Origin of the sequence: Pseudomonas sp. Q1-7 (assembly GCF_028010285.1) — a bacterium.
GTDB lineage: Bacteria > Pseudomonadota > Gammaproteobacteria > Pseudomonadales > Pseudomonadaceae > Metapseudomonas.
Genome location: NZ_CP116304.1, coordinates 3,280,643 through 3,296,836, shown reverse-complemented (window position 1 = coordinate 3,296,836; position 16,194 = coordinate 3,280,643). Strand labels below are relative to the sequence as shown.

The following is a 16,194-nucleotide window of genomic DNA, read 5'->3' as shown; positions in this document are numbered from 1 at the left end:
CTTCTACGATGCGGCTCAGTCTCGGCCGCGAAGGCGCAATAGCGGCCAACTGCCCAGCGCGGCGGGTATGCCCAGGCCGAGCCAGGCCACGGCGTCCCAGCCGCCATCGCCCAGCAGGGCGCTGAACAGGCCCAGGGCGCAGAGCAGGCCGACGACCAGGGGCAGGGCGAAGGTGGATTGCCGCCAGTTCATCATGCCCGGGTCTCCGCGAAGGCGCGTTGTCCGGCGCCGCGCCGCTGGCGTGCCCACCAGAGATAGAGCCCGCTGACGAGCACGACGATGGTGAGAAGGTCCAGCACCGCCCAGAGCAGTTGCATGGGCCGGCCGCCGTAATCGCCGAAGTGCAGCGGCTGTGACATCGCCAGGGCGTCCATGTACCAGGGGCGCTGGGCGACGGCGGTGACGTCCAGCGTGCGTGCGTCGATCAGCACCGGCGTCCACAGGTGGGCGGTGAGGTGGCTGCCGCCGACCATGAACACCGTGTAGTGGTGCGCGCTGGAGAAGCGGGTACCGGGGAAGGCGATGAAGTCCGCCCGCATGCCGGGCAGGGCGTCGGCGGCAATGTCCAGGACGTTGTCCGCCGGAGCGCGCTCGGTCAACGGCGGGGCGTCGCGATAGGGCTCCACCAGGGCGGCCAGGGCGTCTTCGCGCCAGGCGCCGATCAGCAGGTCGGCGCAGGCGCTGATGACGCCGGTGACGCCCACCACCAGCGCCCAGGTCAGGGTGACGATGCCGATGAGGTTGTGCAGGTCCAGCCAGCGCGTGCGGGTGGCGCGCTGGTGGCGCACTTCGGCGAACTTCAGGCGGCGCATGAAGGGGGCGTAGAGCACCGCGCCGGAAACGATGGCGACCACGAAGAGCAGGCCCATGAAGGCCAGCAGTAGCTTGCCAGGCAGGCCGGCGAACAGGTCGACGTGCAGGCGCAGGATGAACATCAGCACACCACCATTGGCCGCCGGCATGGCCACGGGCTCGCCGCTACGGGCGTCGAGCATGAAGGTGTGGGAGGCGTTCGGTTCGGTGCCTGCCGTCGCGGCGGTGATGGTCACCACGCCGTTGGGTTCGTCCTTCTCGTAGCCCAGGTACTGCACCACCTCGCCGGGGCGGTGGCGCTCGGCGGCTTGCACCAGTTCCTGCAGGCCCAGGTGCGGCGTGCCCGGAGGCATCTCGCGCAGCTCGGGCGCCTCGCCCAGCAGGTGCTCCAGTTCGTGATGGAAGATCAGTGGCAGGCCGGTGAGGGCCAGCATCAGCAGGAAAAGGGTGCAGATCAGGCTGCTCCAGGTATGCACCTGGGACCAGCGCCGGATGGTGCGGCTGTGCATGGTGAATCCCTGTTGCGCGGGCTGCCCGAGGTGGGCAGCCCTTCTTCGATGGTGCCGGGGGTCAGAACTTGTAGTTCACGCTGCCGATCACGGTGCGCTCGTCGCCGTAGTAACACCAGTAGCCGTCGCAGGTGGACAGGTACTCCTTGTTGAACACGTTCTTCGCGTCCACGGCGACGGAGAGACCGCGCAGCGAGCTGTCGAGACGGCCCAGGTCGAAGTGCGCGGAGGCATCGTAGACGGTGTAGGAGCCGGTGTGACCGAGCCAGGTATTGGCGGTGTTGCCGTAGCTGTCGCCCACATAGCGCACGCCGCCGGCGATGCCGAAACCGTCGAGAACGCCGCTGTGCCAGGTGTAGTCGGCCCAGGCGGTGGCCTGGTTGCGTGGCACCTGGGCCATGCGGTTGCCCTTGTCCGGGCCTTTCTGGATCTCGCTGTCGGTGTAGCTGTAGGAAGCGACCAGCTTGAGGTTCTCGGAGACATCGGCGGTGGCTTCCAGCTCCAGGCCGCGTACTTGCAGCTCACCGATCTGGCGGGTCACGTTGCCTTCGGTCACGCTGACATTCCGCTGGGTCAGGTCATAGACGGCGGCGGTCAGCATGGCGTCGGTGCCGGGCGGCTGGTACTTGATGCCGATTTCGTACTGCTTGCCTTCGGTGGGTTCGAAGGATTGGGTGCTGCTGACGTTGGCGCCTATGGCCGGCTGGAAGGACTCGGCGTAGGAGATGTACGGCGTCACGCCGTTGTCGAACAGGTAGCTCAGGCCGACGTTGCCGCTGAAGGCCGCGTCGCGCTGGGTGTTGGTGGCATCGTTCTGGTTGTAGAACTCGGTGCCGGTATGCACCCAGTCCTCGCGTCCGCCGAGGGTCAGGCGCCAGTTGTCCAGGGCGATCTGGTCCTGGATATAGAGACCGGTCTGGCGGGTCTTCTGGTTGTAGTCCTGCAGCGTCATGTAGGTGAGCTTGGAGAGGTCCGCGCCGTACACCGGGTTATTGACGTTGATTGGGGGAACATTGATGCCGATGGGATTCCAGTTACTGTCATAGATGTAAGGGCCGGCATAAAGCCATTGGTAGTTCGTGTTCGAACGCTGGTGATCGAGACCGATCAGCAACGTGTGGTCCAGCGTCCCGGTGCTGAAACTTGCCTGGAAATTGTTGTCCACGGCGAACTGGCTGATGTCTTCGTTGACGATCCCCGCTTCTCGGTTGACGTTGCCATCAGCGTCCACAAAGTTGATCGTGGCCACGTTCACCGCCTGGAATTCCAGGTCGCTCTTGGTGTAGCGCAGGTTCTGGCGGAACTGCCAGACATCGTTGAGGCGATGCTCGAAGGCGTAGCCCAGGGCGTAGTAGGTCCGGTCATAGAAGTCCCAGTCCGGCTCGCCGAGGTTCTTGTGGTGGGAGATCTTGCCGAACGGCGAATCGATCTTGGTGCCCTGCAGCGGTAGGAACTGGCCGGTGATGCCCGTATCGTCGCGGGTGTACTGCGACAGGAAGGTCAGCCTGGTGTCTTCGTTGATGTTCCAGGTCAGGCTCGGCGCGAGGTTGTAGCGCTTGTCCGGGATATGGTCGACCGGCGAGTTGCTGTCGCGCGCGGTGCCGCTGACGCGGTAGAGGAACTGGCCTTCGTCGTCGATCTTGCCGGTGCTGTCGAAGTTGATCTGCTTGTGCTCGTTGCTGCCGGCCTGCAGTTCCACTTCATTGGCCTGCGCTTCCTGCGGACGGCGGCTGACCATGTCGAGCAGTCCGCCGGGCGGAGTCTGGCCGTAGACGGACGACGCCGGACCGCGCAGCACGGCGATACGTTCCAGGTTCCAGGGCTCGATCTTCGGGTTGGCGAAGGAGCCGACCGGCAGTGGCAGGCCATCGAGGAATTGGGTGGGCACGAAGCCGCGCACCTTCAGCCAGTCGGCGCGGGAATCGGAGCCGTAGCCGCTGCTCATCACGCCGGCGGTGTAGCGCAACGAGTCATTGAGGTTCAGGGTGGGGCGCAAATCCAGTTGCTCGCGGGTGATCACCGAGATCGAGCGGGGAATCTCGTTGATTGCGGTGTCGGTCTTGGTGCCGGCGGCGGTGCGGGTGGCGACCATGCCGGTGGTGGGGCCCCAGGCGGTTTCATAGCTGCGGTCGCCGTCGATGTTCACGTCCGGCAGGTTCATGGCCTCATCGGCGACCGCCGCCAGGCTGTAACTGTCGGTGCCGTTCTGCACCAGGCGCAGGTTGCTGCCCTGCAGGGCGCGGGACAGTGCCTGCAGCGGACTCAGTTCACCCTGCACGGCGGGGGCGGTTTTCCCGGCGGTCAGGGCCGGATCGATGCTGAGGACGATGCCGGCATCGGCGGCGATGCGGTTCAGGGTGCTGGACAGCGGCGCCGACGGCAGCTGGTAGGTCTCGGCCATGGCCTGGCCGGACAGGCCGCCGAGGGTGATGGCCAGCGCCAGCAGGGTGCGGCTGAAGGGGGTGGAAGCACGTTGCATTGCGAACATCTCCTAACTGAGAAATCGTCTCAATGCCTTTTTGCCGAAGCAGAATCGAAAAGTGACAGGGGACGGAGAAAAAATTTTCGATTCCGTCCCTGGACTCGATCGTGGAGGTCAGTCCTTTTCCGGCACCACGCGCACCCACCAGTCGCTGAAACGTTCGATGCGTACCGGCAGGCTGGGGGGCAGGGCGGCCAGCGCCTTGTCGCTGTCGTGCAGCGGGAAGACGCCGCTGATGCGCAGGTCGGCCAAGGCCGGGTCGAGGCCCAGGTAGCCGTGGCGGTACTCGCCCAGGCTGGCGATCAACTGCGCCAGGGGCATGTCGTCGGCCACCAGCAGGCCTCGGCTCCAGGCCCCGGCGCCTACTGGCGCGGTTTCGCGGGGACCGAGCCGCTGCCGCTCGATGCGCACCTGCTCGCCGGCTTCGATCACCCGCTTGCCGGATGCGCTCCGGGGCTGCGCGGCTACCGCGGACTCCAGCACGACCAGGCGCGTCGCCTTGCCTTCCCGGCGCACCAGGAAACGGGTGCCCAGGGGGCGCAGGCGGCCTTGTTCGGTTTCGACGATGAAGGGGCGCGGGTCGTCATGCCCGGTTTCCACCAGGATTTCACCGCTGCGCAGGAAGAGCCGGCGCTGCGGGCCGTCGAAGTCGACGTCCAGGGCGGTACGGCTGTTCAACTGCACGAGGCTGCTGTCCGCCAGGCGCAGTTCACGGCGCTCGCCGCTGCCGGTCCTCTCGTCGGCCAGGTAGTCTCCCAGCGGGCGTTGCTGGGCCAGCAGGCCGAGGCCCAGCGCCACCGCCAGTGCCAGGGTGGTGCCGGCGATGCGGTGTGGCCGGCGTCGCCGTACGCCGCCACTGCGCAGCAAGGCGCGGCGGGCCGGGCCGGGCGCGGCGGCGGCCAGTTGCCGGTCGATGCCGGCCAACTGCTGCCAGACCTTGGCATGTTCCGGGTGGGCGCCCAGCCAGTGTTGGAACTCGTGGCGTTCCAGTTCGGACGTTTCTCCGGAGTCCAGGCGCAACTGCCAGGCGATGGCTTCGTCCAGGGCGCGTGCGGATACCCGGCTCATGTCGGTTCTCCGTAGAGGGCGATGTAGCACTGGCGCATGCCCTGGGCCAGGTACTGGCGCACCCGCGAGGGGGAAACTCCCAGACGTTCGGCGATTTCGGCGTGGCCGAGGCCGTCCAGGCGGTTGTGCAGGAAGGCGGCACGTGCCTTGCTGGACAGTTGGCCGAGCAGGCGGTCGATTTCCCGCAGGCTTTCGAGGATCAGCGCCTGGTCCTCGGGATTGGGGTGCAGGTCCTGGGGCGCCTGGGCCAGTTCCTCCAGGTAGGCGCGCTCCAGGTCGTTGCGGCGGAACTGGTCCACCAGCAGGCCACGGGCGATGGTCGCCAGCAGCGCACGGGGTTCGCGAGGGGCTTGCAGGTCGGAGCGGGCGAGCAGGCGCACGAAGGTGTCCTGGCTGACGTCTTCGGCGCGGTGGGGGCATTGCACCGTCTTGCGCAGCCAGTTGAACAGCCAATCACGATGGTCTCGGTAAAGCAGCCCTACCAGATGCGGGTTTGCGGGATCACCGGCCGACACGCTGACCTCATTGAGAAGAACTGAGAAGAGTGATTAAGAACGATTCGCGATTATGGCAGGGGCCGGTCGTCTGCCGCAATCGGGGAAGGGAAGTCAGCGATGGGTGGTGGGGCGGCAGGCGCCGCCCCGGCGGATCAGTGCTTGCTGCCGTCTTCAGGCAGGGCCAGCAGTTGTTTTTCCTGGTTCCAGTCGAAGGGTTCGCCGTTCTGTTCGGCTTCGTAGCGGCGCTCGTCGAGGCGCTGGAACAGCTCGATTTCTTCGTCCGGCATGAAATGCAGGCAGTCGCCGCCGAAGAACCACAGGAGGTCGCGCGGCACCAGGTGGGCGATCTGCGGGTAGCGGTGGAAGACCTGGCTGATCAGGTCCTGGCCCAGGTACTGGCTGCCTTCCGGATCGCGCGGCAGCTCGCTCATCAAGTCGTCGAAACGCTCGACGAAGAGGGCGTGGTTTTCCTCCGGCACCTGTTCGGCCTCGCCCAGGGCGACCAGGATGCCACGCAGGTGAGCGAGCAGGGCGAGATGGTGGTCGAGATAGGGATTGGCCATGGTGGATTTCCTGAAGCTGGATCGGGCGCGGGAGTATAAGGCCCCCCGCGCCCGCTGTCCCGCCCCTGGGCTCAGCGGATGTGGCCGTGCGGAAGGGCCAGTTCTTCCGGGGCGAAGTCGTCGACGTCGATGACCCGTCGCCGTGCCGCCTCGACCGCCCGCAACTGGCCGGCCTGCTCGGCATCCAGCAGTCCAGCGGCGAAGGCGGCGTCCACCAGGGATTCGCCCGGCGCCGACCGCAACTGGCCCTCCTTCAGCGCCTGCTGGAGCTTGCGCTGCAGGGGCTGGCTGGCGCCGTCGAGCTGGATGGCCACCTGCAGGGCGCCCACCGGGTCCTCGGCGGATTGCGGGCGGTGGCAGTCGGTGAGCAGCTCTTCCAGGGCCGGGTCGCCCGCGTCGCGGCCGATCACCCCGGCAACCTCTGCCTCCAGTTGGTCCGACGGACCCGGATGGCGGCGGCCGAGGGGAAACACCAGCACCCGCAGCAGACCGCCCAGCAGGCGGTTGGGGAAGTTGTCCAGCAGTCCGCCCAGCGCCTGCTCGGCCTTGCTCAGGCTGTCCTCCAGGGCCCAGCGCAACAGGGGCTGCAGGTACTCGGGCGCATCGCGGTCGTGGTAGCGCTTGAGGGCGGCGGATGCCAGATAGAGGTAGCTCAGGGCATCGCCGAGGCGCGCCGACAGCCGCTCGCGGCGCTTCAGTTCGCCGCCGAGCAGCAGCATGCTGCTGTCGGCCAGCAGGGCGAAGGCCGCGGCGAGGCGGTCGAGGGCGCGGAAATACGGGCGGGTGAGGTTGTCGCCGGGGGCGTCGCTCAACCGTCCCAGGCCGAGGCCGAGCAGCAGGCTGCTGGCGGCATTGCCCACGGCGAAACCGATGTGTTGCAGCAGCAGCCCGTCGAACTCCTCCAGCGCCCGGCCCTGGTCCTCGCGCCCGGCGAGCGCCATTTCGCGGAGCACGAACGGATGGCAGCGGATGGCACCCTGGCCGAAGATCATCAGGTTGCGCGAGAGGATGTTGGCGCCTTCCACCGTGATGGGGATGGGCGCCCCTTGCCAGGCGCGGCCCAGGTAGTTGCGCGGGCCGAGGATGATGCCTTTGCCGCCGTGCACGTCCATGGCGTGGCCGATGCATTCGCGGCCGCGCTCGGTGAGGTGGTATTTGAGGATGGCGGAGAGTACCGAGGGCTTCTCGCCCAGGTCCACCGCGCTGGCGGTGAGGATGCGCGCGCTGTCCATCAGCCAGGCATTGCCAGCGATACGCGCCTGGGCTTCCTGGATGCCCTCGAAGGCGGCCAGCGGGACATTGAACTGCTCGCGGATGCGGCAGTACTGGCCCGTCACCAGGCTGGTGAACTTGGCCGCGCCGGTGGCGGCTGCCGGCAGGGAGATGGAGCGGCCCACCGAGAGGCAGTTCATCAGCATCATCCAGCCTTTGCCGAGCATGCCCTGCCCGCCGATGACGAAGTCCAGCGGCACGAACACATCCTTGCCGGCGTTGGGGCCATTCATGAACGCGGCGCCGAGGGGCAGGTGACGGCGGCCGATTTCCACGCCGGGGGTATCGGTGGGGATCAGCGCCAGGCTGATGCCGAGGTCATCCTTGTCGCCCAGCAGGTGTTCCGGGTCATAAGCCTTGAAGGCCAGGCCGAGGAGGGTGGCCACCGGGCCGAGGGTGATGTAGCGCTTTTCCCAGGTCAGGCGCAGGCCGATGACGTCCTGGCCCTGCCATTGGCCCCGGCAGACGATGCCGGTATCTGGCATGGCGCCGGCGTCGGAGCCGGCCAGCGGGCCGGTGAGGGCGAAGCAGGGGATGTCTTCGCCGCGGGCCAGGCGCGGCAAATAATGCTGACGTTGTTCGTCGGTGCCGTAGTGCAGCAGCAGTTCGGCCGGGCCGAGGGAGTTGGGCACCATCACGGTGGATGCCAGGTCGGCGCTACGGGTGGCCAGTTTCATCGCTACCTGGGAGTGGGCGTAGGCTGAGAAACCCTTGCCACCGTATTCCTTGGGGATGATCAGGGCGAAGAAACCGTGGCGCTTGATGTGATCCCACGCTTCCGGCGGCAGGTCGAGCCGCTGGCCGATCTCCCAGTCGCTGACCATGGCGCAGAGTTCTTCCGTGGGACCCTCGAGGAATGCCTGCTCCTCTTCCGTCAGCCGCGGGCGGGGCGAATCCAGCAACTTGCGCCAGTCGGGGCGGCCACTGAACAGCTCGCCGTCCCACCAGACCGTGCCGGCCTCGATGGCCTCGCGCTCGGTGTCGGACATGGGCGGCAGCACGCGCCGGAACCAGGCGAACAGCGGCGCGCTGAACCACTTGCGGCGTGGTTCCGGCAGCGCCAGCGGCAACGCCACCGCAAGCCACGCCAGCCAGAACAGCGACAGCAGCCAACCCGGTGCGCGACTGAACAGACCCATCAGCACCAGGAAGCCGGCAGCCAGCGCCAGGGCGGGCAGGGGGGCGGTGCGTCGATGGGCGAGCCAGGCAATGCCCAGCACCAGGGCGAGTATCCAGAGCAACAACATGGTCGATTCTCCTTGATTACGGCGCGCAAGCACCACGAGCATAGTCCCCGACCATGGGCATGGCGACCTGTGCGCCGAGGCCGGCGCAGCGAGCTGACGCACAGTTTCATGAGTAAAGTTTGCCGGGCACTTTGCCATTGCCCGGCTGGCCAGTAGCATCGTCGCATTGCACAGGGAGCGACGAATGCGAACCAAACTGGATGCCTGTCTGAACGCGGTCAATCAGGTGTTGCTGGGTAAGGAAACGCAGGTGCGCCTGGCCCTGGCCTGCTTGCTGGCACGCGGGCACCTGCTGATCGAAGACCTGCCCGGCATGGGCAAGACCACCCTGGGCCACGCCCTGGCCAAGGTGCTGGGGCTGAGCTTCCAGCGAATCCAGTTCACCTCGGACCTTTTGCCGGGCGACATCCTCGGCACCTCGGTGTTCGACAAGGACAGCGGCCAGTTCGTCTTCCACCCCGGTCCGGTGTTCGCCGAACTGGTTCTGGCCGACGAGATCAACCGGGCCACGCCGAAAAGCCAGAGCGCGCTGCTGGAGGCCATGGAAGAAGGGCAGGTGACCATCGAAGGCGCGACCCGCCCGTTGCCGGAACCCTTCTTCGTCATCGCCACCCAGAACCCGGCCAGCCAGGGCGGCACCTTCGCCCTGCCGGAGTCGCAACTGGACCGCTTCCTCATGCGCCTGTCCCTCGGCTATCCGGCCAAGGTGGCGGAGAAGGCGCTGCTGCAGGGCGAAGCGCGCCGCGAGCTGCTGCCGCGCCTGGAACCGGTCTTCACCCATGCCGAGCTGGGCCTGATCCAGGCCGAAGTGCCCAAGGTAGTGGCCCGCGACGCCGTGGTGGACTATGTGTTGCGCCTGGTGGAAGCCACCCGCAGCCAGCCCCAGTTCGCCTGGGGCCTCTCGCCGCGCGCCAGCCTGGCGCTGCTGTCGGCGGCACGGGCGTGGGCGCTGCTGGCCGGACGCGACTACGTGATTCCGGAGGACGTCCAGGCCGTGCTGCCCTCGGTGGTCGGCCACCGTCTGCGCGAGCGCGCCGATCCTTCCGGCCACGGCGGCGGTGCCCTGGTGCAGTGGCTGCTGCGCGAAGTGCCGGCGCTCTGATGCTCGAACTCCGCGTCGACCGCTGGCTGGCCCGGCGCATTCCGCCGGCCAGCCAGGTTCGCCTCGATCAGCGGCGCATCTTCATCCTGCCCACCCGCGCCGGTGCTGCCTTCGGCCTGGCCCTGGTGCCCATGCTGCTGGTGGCGATCAATTACCAGAACAGCCTGGCCTACGCCCTGACTTTCCTGCTGCTGTCGGTGTTCCTGGTAGCCATCCTGCACACGTTCCGCAACCTGTCGGGGTTGAACCTCAAGGCCGCGGGCGGCGCGCCGGTGTTTCTCGGCGAGCAGGCGCATTTCCGGGTCACCCTGGAAAGCGGCGGTCGCGAGCACCAGGCCATCGCCCTCGGCTGGCCGCCGGTGCCCCTGCAGGTGCAGGATGTCGCGGCCCGGGGCGCCTGCACGGTGGAGCTGCATCTGCCCACCGCGCGCCGGGGCTGGCTGCGGCCACGGCGGCTGCGGGTGGAAAGCCGCTACCCCCTCGGCCTGCTGGTGGCCTGGAGCTGGGTGGACCTGGACCAGGCGCTGCTGGTTTATCCGCGTCCGCTGGAGGGCGACCTGCCGCTGCGGCCCGGCCATGGCGAGGACGATGACGATGACGGCCGGCATGTGCTCGGTAGCGGCTCCGACGACTTCCAGGGGTTGCGCGCCTATCAGCCCGGCGATTCGCGCAGGCGCCTGCACTGGAAGGCCTATTCCCGAGGTCAGGGCCTGTTCGTGAAGGACTTTGCCGCGCTGGCCGGCCGCGACCTCTGGCTCGACCTGGACGGGCTGGAGGGCGACCTGGAGCAGCGCTTGGGGTTGCTCTGCCACTGGGTGCTGCAGTTGTCGTCCCGTGGCCAGCCGTTCGGCTTGCGCCTGGGCGGCGAGGAACTGGCGCCGGAGAGCGGTGATGCCCACCGCGAGGCCTGCCTGCGCGCGCTGGCACTGTTCGGAGCGGCACGATGAAGGCCGGCCAGCCGATCACCCGCATCGGCCTGACCTGGCTGCTGGTGGCCCAGGTGCTGGTGATAGTGCCGCACCTGGCTTACCTGCCGCCGTGGATCATCGCCATGTGGCTCGCCTGTGCCGGCTGGCGCATCCAGATATTCCGTATGCGCGCGCAATACCCCGGCGGCGTGGTGAAGGCTGCACTGATCATTGCCGTGGCCCTGGGCGTGTTCCTCTCCCGGGGCACTCTGGTGGGGCTGGAGGCGGCCGTGGTGCTGCTGGTGGCGGTGTTCATCCTCAAGCTGCTGGAGCTGCGCAGTCAGCGCGACGCCCTGGTGCTCATCCTGCTGGGCTTCTTCACCCAGGTCACCGCCTACCTGTTCAATGACGGCATGCTGGCCGCGCTCTACAGCCTGCTGCCGCTCTGCAGCCTGCTGGCGGCCCTGGTAGGCCTGCAGCAGAGCCGCTTCGCCGAGCGTCCGTTGGTGCCGTTGAAGGCGGCGGGCGGCCTGTTGCTGCAGGCGGTGCCGCTGATGCTGCTGCTGTTCCTGTTTTTCCCGCGCCTGGGGCCGCTGTGGTCGTTGCCGCAGCCCAGCGACAGGGGCATTAGCGGTCTCTCGGACGCCATGAGCCCGGCGGACATCGCCGAACTCAGCCGTTCCAGCGAGCTGGCTTTCCGGGCCAGCTTCGAGGGCCCGGTACCACCCCAGAGCCAACTCTATTGGCGCGCGCTGACCCTGGAACGCTTCGACGGGCGGCGTTGGTCCCAGTCCCTCAGCTCCCGCCACGGTCCCGCCGCGGACTGGCGCCGGGTGGGCGAACCGCTGCGCTACAGCATCGTGATGCAGCCCAGCGGCAAGCCCTGGTTGTTCGGCCTGGACGTGGCCGAAACCAGCCAGCAGGGCGTGCGCGGCCGGGCGGATTTCGGCCTGGAGCGACGCACGCCGGTGGACCGCCCGCTGCTTTACGAGGTGACGTCCTGGCCACAGGCGGTGCGCGAGCCCGGCGGCAACGCGGAAACCCTGCGTCGGACGCTGCAGTTGCCGGCGGACGGCGACCCGCGTACGCGGGCCTGGGCGGCCGAACTCAAGCAGCAGCATCCCGACCCCCGACAACTGGTGGACGCGCTGCTGGTGCATTTCAACCGGGAACCCTTCGTCTACACCCTGCGCCCGCCGCCGCTGGGGGCGGACAATATCGACGCCTTTCTCTTCGACACCCGGCGGGGGTTCTGCGCCCACTATGCCGGCGCCATGACCTTCGTTCTGCGCGCCGCCGGTATTCCCGCGCGGGTGGTGGCGGGTTATCAGGGAGGGGAGTTCAATCCGGTCGGCAACTATGTGCTGGTGCACCAGTTCGACGCCCATGCCTGGGTGGAGTATTGGCTGCCGGAGCGCGGCTGGATCCGCGTAGACCCCACCTTCCAGGTGGCGCCGAACCGCATCGAGCGTGGCCTGGAGGAAGCCCTGGCCGACGAGCAGAGCTTCCTCGAGGGTTCGCCATTGTCCCCCCTGCGATTTCGACAGCTGGCGTGGCTGAACCAACTGCGCCTGGGCTGGGACAACCTCAATTACGGCTGGCAGCGCTGGGTGCTGGGCTATCAGGGCGAGGCCCAGGTGGAACTGCTGCGGCGCTGGTTCGGCAGCCTGGACCACCATGCCCTCGGGTTCGGCCTGGTGGGCGCCGCCGGGCTGCTGATGGCGGTGCTGGCGCTGTTCCTGTTCGCCCCCTGGAAGCGCGAGCGCGATCCGCAGTTGCGCCAGTTCCAGGTATTCGAGCGGTTGCTGGCGCGCCATGGCGTGGTGCGCGCCCAGGGCGAGGGGCCGCGAACCTTCGCCGAGCGCGCGAGTCGCGAATTGCCGCGCCAGGCCGTGCATATCCGCGCGTTCCTGGCCGCCTTCGAAGCCGGCCGCTATGCCGGCCACCGGGCGCTCGACCCCGCCCGACCCTTGCGCGCCCTGCGCAAGGCCTTGCCCTGGCGCCTGCGCGGACCGCGCGGATGATCCATGCTGTGGGGTGCGGTGTCCGTGCCGGATCCCGGAGGGTCTGACGATGGCCAGAACGCTGGACGACCTGATCGCTCAGGTCATAGGTCTTGAAACCTGCCTGTATGCCTGCGTCGAGCGCCTGGCAGCGGAAACCGACCGCGAAGCCCTGCATGACCTGCGCGTGGCCACCCGGCGCCTGCGCAGCGTTCTGCGCCCCTTGCGGGGTATGCCGGCGGTGGATGTGCTGAACCAGGCGGCCGCGGACCTGGCGACGCTGAGCAGCGCCCTGCGCGACCTCGAAGTCCTGATCCTCGAACTGCGCAGCCACGGCCTGGACCGTCTGACCCCGGAACGTGAGCGGGCGTTGCGCAGCGGCTATGCGCAACTGCTCCTGGCGCCGGAACTGGCGCGGCTGTTCCAGGTGCTGGACGCCTGGCCTCATCTGATGCGAGTGAATGAGCGCGAAGGTCTGGTGGCCGGCACGCGCAAGGCCATCGGCAAGTCCCTCGCCAAGAGCCGGCGCCGCCTCGAAGAGGCCCTGCGCGACCCCGCCCACGACCGTCATCGCCTGCGCCTGCTGATCAAGCGCCTGCGCTATGGGCTGGAGGCTTACCCGGACGCCGTCGCGCTGGACGCGAAGACCCGACGCCTGCTGGTGGGCGCCCAGTCGGCGCTGGGCAAGTGGCACGACAACCTGCAGTGGCTGGCCCGCGCCGAGCGTGAATCGGACCTGCGGCCACGTGTCCGTGCCTGGCAGGTGGCCTTGCACGCCGCCGAGGTCCGCGCGGACCGGGTGCTGGAGAAGCTGTTGCGGCGCCTGGCCTGACGTCGCCTGGCGGTTCTCCCCTCGGCCTTGGCAGGGCAGCCCTGCGGCGCGCCTTTCGAGCCGGCGAGGCAATACCCTAAGATCGCCGACTGAGCGTTTGACTACAGGGATTTCAGATGAACTTTTGCGAATTGATCCAGATGGCTCGAAGCAATCCGGGCGAAGTGGTAGTGCCCGCGACCTGGGGGCAGGGGCGGGCGGCCTTTGGCGGCGTGGTGGCGGCACTGGCTTTCGAAGCCATGCGGGCCAAGGTCGAGCCGGGGCGCCCCGTGCGCTCCCTGGCGATCACCTTCGTCGGCCCGTTGGAACCGGAGGTGCCGGCCCGTTTCGAGGCCGAACTGCTGCGCGAGGGCAAGGCCGTGAGCCAGGTGGCCTGCCGGGTGCGGCAAAAGGACCAGGTGGTCGCGCTGGTGCAAGGCAGTTTCGGGGGTTCGCGCCAATCGGTGGTGCAGATGGAGGCCGAGCCGGCGCCCGAGATGAAACCCGTTGCCGAATGTTACGAGCTGCCCTTCATTCCGGGTGTTACGCCGGAATTCACTCGCCACCTGGCGATGCGCTGGTCCATCGGCGGGCTGCCGTTCTCCAATAGCCGCGAGCGCGACATGGGCGGCTGGGTGCGTTTCCGTGGCGACGTGGCGCGCGAGCCGCTCGCCGAGGCGCACCTGCTGGCCCTGGTGGATGCCTGGCCGCCGGCCACCGTGCCGCACCTGCCGACCCCCGCGCCGGGCAGCACCCTGACCTGGACCATCGAATTCGTGCAGCCGCTGCCGCAGCTGGATACCCATGACTGGTGCCGGTACCGCGCCCGCATCGAACATGCCCGCGATGGTTACGGCCATGCAGCGGCGGCCCTGTGGACGCCGGACGGCGAGCTGGTGGCCATGAGTCGGCAGACGGTGGTGGTGTTCGGCTGAGCACCCCTGGCCGGTTGCGCTCCGGCCTGGCGGCTTGTCACTTCTTCCTGCGCCAGTTGCGCCACCACTGGCCACTGAGGATGAAGCGCGGGAAGGTCACGAACTGCTCCATCAGTAAGCGTCCAACGGCGTCCCGGCGGCCATTGAAGGGTTCCGCTTGCACGGCTTCCAGCTTGTGGCCGTGGGCCTGCAGGGCCAGGGACGCGAGGATGCCGATCACGCCCAGCACCAGGGGGCGGAAGCTGAAGGTGAAGAGCCCGCTCACCAGGCTCAGCGCGGCGACGATGAAGATCGGCACCGCGATGATGTGCAGGACCAGGTTGACCGGATGCTGGTGGTTGTCGGAATAGGTCCGCCACTGCCAGGCGTGGAGGTTGGGGCGTCGCTTGTCCATGGTTCGGCTCCAGGGAGAAATGCTGGCAGTCTAGGCTGGCGCCTGCGGGCCGGCGAATGCCTTGTGCCTATGGTGCGGATAGCCTCTAGGCCTGCAGCTTGAGCTGGCGTATGGCCTGCGACAGCTCGCCGGCCAGGCTCGCCAGTTCGTTGCTGGTAGAGGCGGATGCCACGGTCTGGCCGACGGTGAGCTCGGTGACATCGCGAATCCCCACCACCGCTCGGGTCATTTCCTCGGCGACCTGGCTCTGCTGCTCGGCCGCCACGGCGATCTGGGTGTTGCTCTCGCGAATCTGTGCCACCGCGCCGGTGATGGCGGCCAGGGCGGTGCCCGCTTCGTGGGCGGCCTGTACGCAGTCGTCGGCCTTCAGCGAGCTTTCCCGCATGAACTCCACGGCGTCGCGGGTGCCGGCCTGGAGCGTGGCGATCATGCCGGTGATTTCGTCGGTGGAGTCCTGCACCCGCCTGGCCAGGTTGCGCACTTCATCGGCGACCACGGCGAAGCCACGGCCCATTTCACCGGCGCGAGCGGCCTCGATGGCGGCGTTCAGCGCCAGCAGGTTGGTCTGTTCGGCGATGTCGTGGATGACGTTGACCACGCCGCTGATCTTCTGGCTGTCCTCGGCCAGGCGCTGGATGGTTTCGGCGGTCTGTTGCACGCCGGAAGAAAGCCTGGCGATGGCGTGCTCGACGCGCTCCACCACCTGCTGGCCGGCACCGGCGAGCCGGTCGGCGCTCTGCGACCGGTCGCGGGTGTCCGCCGCATGCCGGGCGATGTGGTGGACGGTGGCGGACATTTCGTTGATGGCGGTGGCTGCCTGGTCGGTCTCGCTCTGCTGGCCAAGCATGCCCTGGCGCACTTCGCCCATGCTGCCGGCCAGGCGCGCGGCGCCTTCGTCGAGGCGGGACACGGCCTGGACCACGGTGCGCACCACCCGCTCGTAGCCCGCCTGCATGGCGTTGAAAGCGCTGGCCATCTGGCCCACCTCGTCGCGACTGTCCAGCGACACGCGCGCCGACAGGTCGCCGCTGCGCTCGACGTGGAGCATCACGTCCTTGAGGGTGTTGAGGTGGCTGAGCAGGAAGCGGATCAGCAACTGCGAGGCGGCCAGCAGGGCGACCATCAGCAGGAAGACGGAAAGCGCGTATTCCAGGGCGCGCGCACCGAACAACTGGATCAGGCTCGGGCTGTGCGCCAGCACCGCGATACGCTGGGCGTCGGCGCGTTCGATCACCTGGGCGCCGATGAGCGGGTCGTTGCCGAACAAGCCATCGTGCTCCAGCGCCACCCAGCCGCTGGCGTTGGCCAGGGCGCCCGCCATGCGCGGGGCGCTGCCGTCATGCACGAGGAGGATGTCCGGCGAGGCGGGCAGGGCCTCGTCGGCCGGCCAGGCCCTGAGCAGTTGCGCCTGGGCGCCGGCGGCGGTGCGGGCGTCATCGGCGCGCCCCTGCTGCTCCAGGTAGAGCGCATGCAGGACCAGCAGCAGAGTGGTGAGGAAGGCCACCGCATTGACGGCCCAGAACTTGTACTTCAGGGAGAGATCGCGAATCCGTGTAGCCATGGTGTTCTTCTTGTGTCTCGGACGGTATT

Annotated in this window: 14 protein-coding genes; 5 read left to right on the top strand and 9 right to left on the bottom strand. The window is 68.1% G+C overall.

Annotation, left to right across the window (positions count from 1 at the left end; all coding sequences use genetic code 11):
• Positions 1-15: 15 nt before the first annotated feature.
• The 7 genes from PJW05_RS15190 to PJW05_RS15160 form a co-directional block, all read right to left on the bottom strand.
• Positions 16-195: a hypothetical protein gene (locus PJW05_RS15190; protein ID WP_271412317.1), complete on the bottom strand. Its 180-nt coding sequence runs from the start codon at positions 193-195 to the stop codon at positions 16-18.
• A complete protein-coding gene (locus PJW05_RS15185; protein WP_271407844.1) occupies positions 192-1,322 on the bottom strand; it encodes a PepSY-associated TM helix domain-containing protein in 1,131 nt (376 codons plus the stop codon). The genes PJW05_RS15190 and PJW05_RS15185 overlap by 4 nt, the downstream gene beginning before the upstream one ends.
• Positions 1,323-1,383: 61 nt before the next feature.
• Positions 1,384-3,801 carry a TonB-dependent siderophore receptor gene (locus PJW05_RS15180; protein ID WP_271407843.1) on the bottom strand — a complete coding sequence of 806 codons (2,418 nt, stop codon included), beginning with the start codon at positions 3,799-3,801 and terminating at the stop codon, positions 1,384-1,386.
• Positions 3,802-3,918: 117 nt separating this feature from the next.
• The gene (locus tag PJW05_RS15175) at positions 3,919-4,872 is read right to left on the bottom strand and encodes a FecR domain-containing protein (protein WP_271407842.1); all 954 of its coding nucleotides are present in this window, start codon (positions 4,870-4,872) and stop codon (positions 3,919-3,921) included.
• Positions 4,869-5,387 (bottom strand): RNA polymerase sigma factor, encoded by a 519-nt coding sequence (locus tag PJW05_RS15170; protein ID WP_271407841.1) that lies wholly within the window; start codon positions 5,385-5,387, stop codon positions 4,869-4,871. The genes PJW05_RS15175 and PJW05_RS15170 overlap by 4 nt, the downstream gene beginning before the upstream one ends.
• 134 nt (positions 5,388-5,521) lie before the next feature.
• Positions 5,522-5,932: a PA2817 family protein gene (locus tag PJW05_RS15165; protein ID WP_271407840.1), complete on the bottom strand. Its 411-nt coding sequence runs from the start codon at positions 5,930-5,932 to the stop codon at positions 5,522-5,524.
• Between the two features lie 71 nt (positions 5,933-6,003).
• Positions 6,004-8,451: an acyl-CoA dehydrogenase gene (locus PJW05_RS15160; protein WP_271407839.1), complete on the bottom strand. Its 2,448-nt coding sequence runs from the start codon at positions 8,449-8,451 to the stop codon at positions 6,004-6,006.
• A gap of 184 nt (positions 8,452-8,635) precedes the next feature.
• On the opposite strand from PJW05_RS15160, the gene PJW05_RS15155 reads away from it, so the two are divergent.
• From PJW05_RS15155 to PJW05_RS15135, 5 genes are all read left to right on the top strand, one after another.
• Positions 8,636-9,553 (top strand): AAA family ATPase, encoded by a 918-nt coding sequence (locus tag PJW05_RS15155; RefSeq protein ID WP_271407838.1) that lies wholly within the window; start codon positions 8,636-8,638, stop codon positions 9,551-9,553.
• A complete protein-coding gene (locus tag PJW05_RS15150) occupies positions 9,553-10,500 on the top strand; it encodes a DUF58 domain-containing protein (protein WP_271407837.1) in 948 nt (315 codons plus the stop codon). Before PJW05_RS15155 ends, PJW05_RS15150 begins: the two co-directional genes overlap by 1 nt.
• Positions 10,497-12,485: a transglutaminase TgpA family protein gene (locus tag PJW05_RS15145; protein WP_271407836.1), complete on the top strand. Its 1,989-nt coding sequence runs from the start codon at positions 10,497-10,499 to the stop codon at positions 12,483-12,485. The genes PJW05_RS15150 and PJW05_RS15145 overlap by 4 nt, the downstream gene beginning before the upstream one ends.
• Positions 12,486-12,534: 49 nt before the next feature.
• Positions 12,535-13,296 (top strand): CHAD domain-containing protein, encoded by a 762-nt coding sequence (locus tag PJW05_RS15140; protein ID WP_271407835.1) that lies wholly within the window; start codon positions 12,535-12,537, stop codon positions 13,294-13,296.
• A gap of 116 nt (positions 13,297-13,412) precedes the next feature.
• Positions 13,413-14,210, top strand: a complete 798-nt coding sequence (locus PJW05_RS15135) for an acyl-CoA thioesterase (RefSeq protein WP_271407834.1) — start codon at positions 13,413-13,415, stop codon at positions 14,208-14,210.
• A gap of 37 nt (positions 14,211-14,247) precedes the next feature.
• On the opposite strand, the gene PJW05_RS15130 is transcribed toward PJW05_RS15135, so the two are convergent.
• A complete protein-coding gene (locus tag PJW05_RS15130) occupies positions 14,248-14,604 on the bottom strand; it encodes an Mpo1-like protein (RefSeq protein ID WP_271407833.1) in 357 nt (118 codons plus the stop codon).
• A gap of 85 nt (positions 14,605-14,689) precedes the next feature.
• On the bottom strand, positions 14,690-16,165 hold the full coding sequence (locus PJW05_RS15125; RefSeq protein ID WP_271407832.1) for a methyl-accepting chemotaxis protein: 1,476 nt from the start codon (positions 16,163-16,165) through the stop codon (positions 14,690-14,692).
• Positions 16,166-16,194: the final 29 nt, after the last annotated feature.

Coding starts and splice junctions, on each gene's coding strand:
- PJW05_RS15190 (WP_271412317.1), bottom strand. CDS start 195: ATGATGAACTGGCGGCAATCCACCTTCGCCCTGCCCCTGGTCGTCGGC.
- PJW05_RS15155 (WP_271407838.1), top strand. CDS start 8,636: ATGCGAACCAAACTGGATGCCTGTCTGAACGCGGTCAATCAGGTGTTG.
- PJW05_RS15185 (WP_271407844.1), bottom strand. CDS start 1,322: ATGCACAGCCGCACCATCCGGCGCTGGTCCCAGGTGCATACCTGGAGC.
- PJW05_RS15145 (WP_271407836.1), top strand. CDS start 10,497: ATGAAGGCCGGCCAGCCGATCACCCGCATCGGCCTGACCTGGCTGCTG.
- PJW05_RS15165 (WP_271407840.1), bottom strand. CDS start 5,932: ATGGCCAATCCCTATCTCGACCACCATCTCGCCCTGCTCGCTCACCTG.
- PJW05_RS15135 (WP_271407834.1), top strand. CDS start 13,413: ATGAACTTTTGCGAATTGATCCAGATGGCTCGAAGCAATCCGGGCGAA.
- PJW05_RS15160 (WP_271407839.1), bottom strand. CDS start 8,451: ATGTTGTTGCTCTGGATACTCGCCCTGGTGCTGGGCATTGCCTGGCTC.
- PJW05_RS15150 (WP_271407837.1), top strand. CDS start 9,553: ATGCTCGAACTCCGCGTCGACCGCTGGCTGGCCCGGCGCATTCCGCCG.
- PJW05_RS15140 (WP_271407835.1), top strand. CDS start 12,535: ATGGCCAGAACGCTGGACGACCTGATCGCTCAGGTCATAGGTCTTGAA.
- PJW05_RS15125 (WP_271407832.1), bottom strand. CDS start 16,165: ATGGCTACACGGATTCGCGATCTCTCCCTGAAGTACAAGTTCTGGGCC.
- PJW05_RS15180 (WP_271407843.1), bottom strand. CDS start 3,801: ATGCAACGTGCTTCCACCCCCTTCAGCCGCACCCTGCTGGCGCTGGCC.
- PJW05_RS15175 (WP_271407842.1), bottom strand. CDS start 4,872: ATGAGCCGGGTATCCGCACGCGCCCTGGACGAAGCCATCGCCTGGCAG.
- PJW05_RS15130 (WP_271407833.1), bottom strand. CDS start 14,604: ATGGACAAGCGACGCCCCAACCTCCACGCCTGGCAGTGGCGGACCTAT.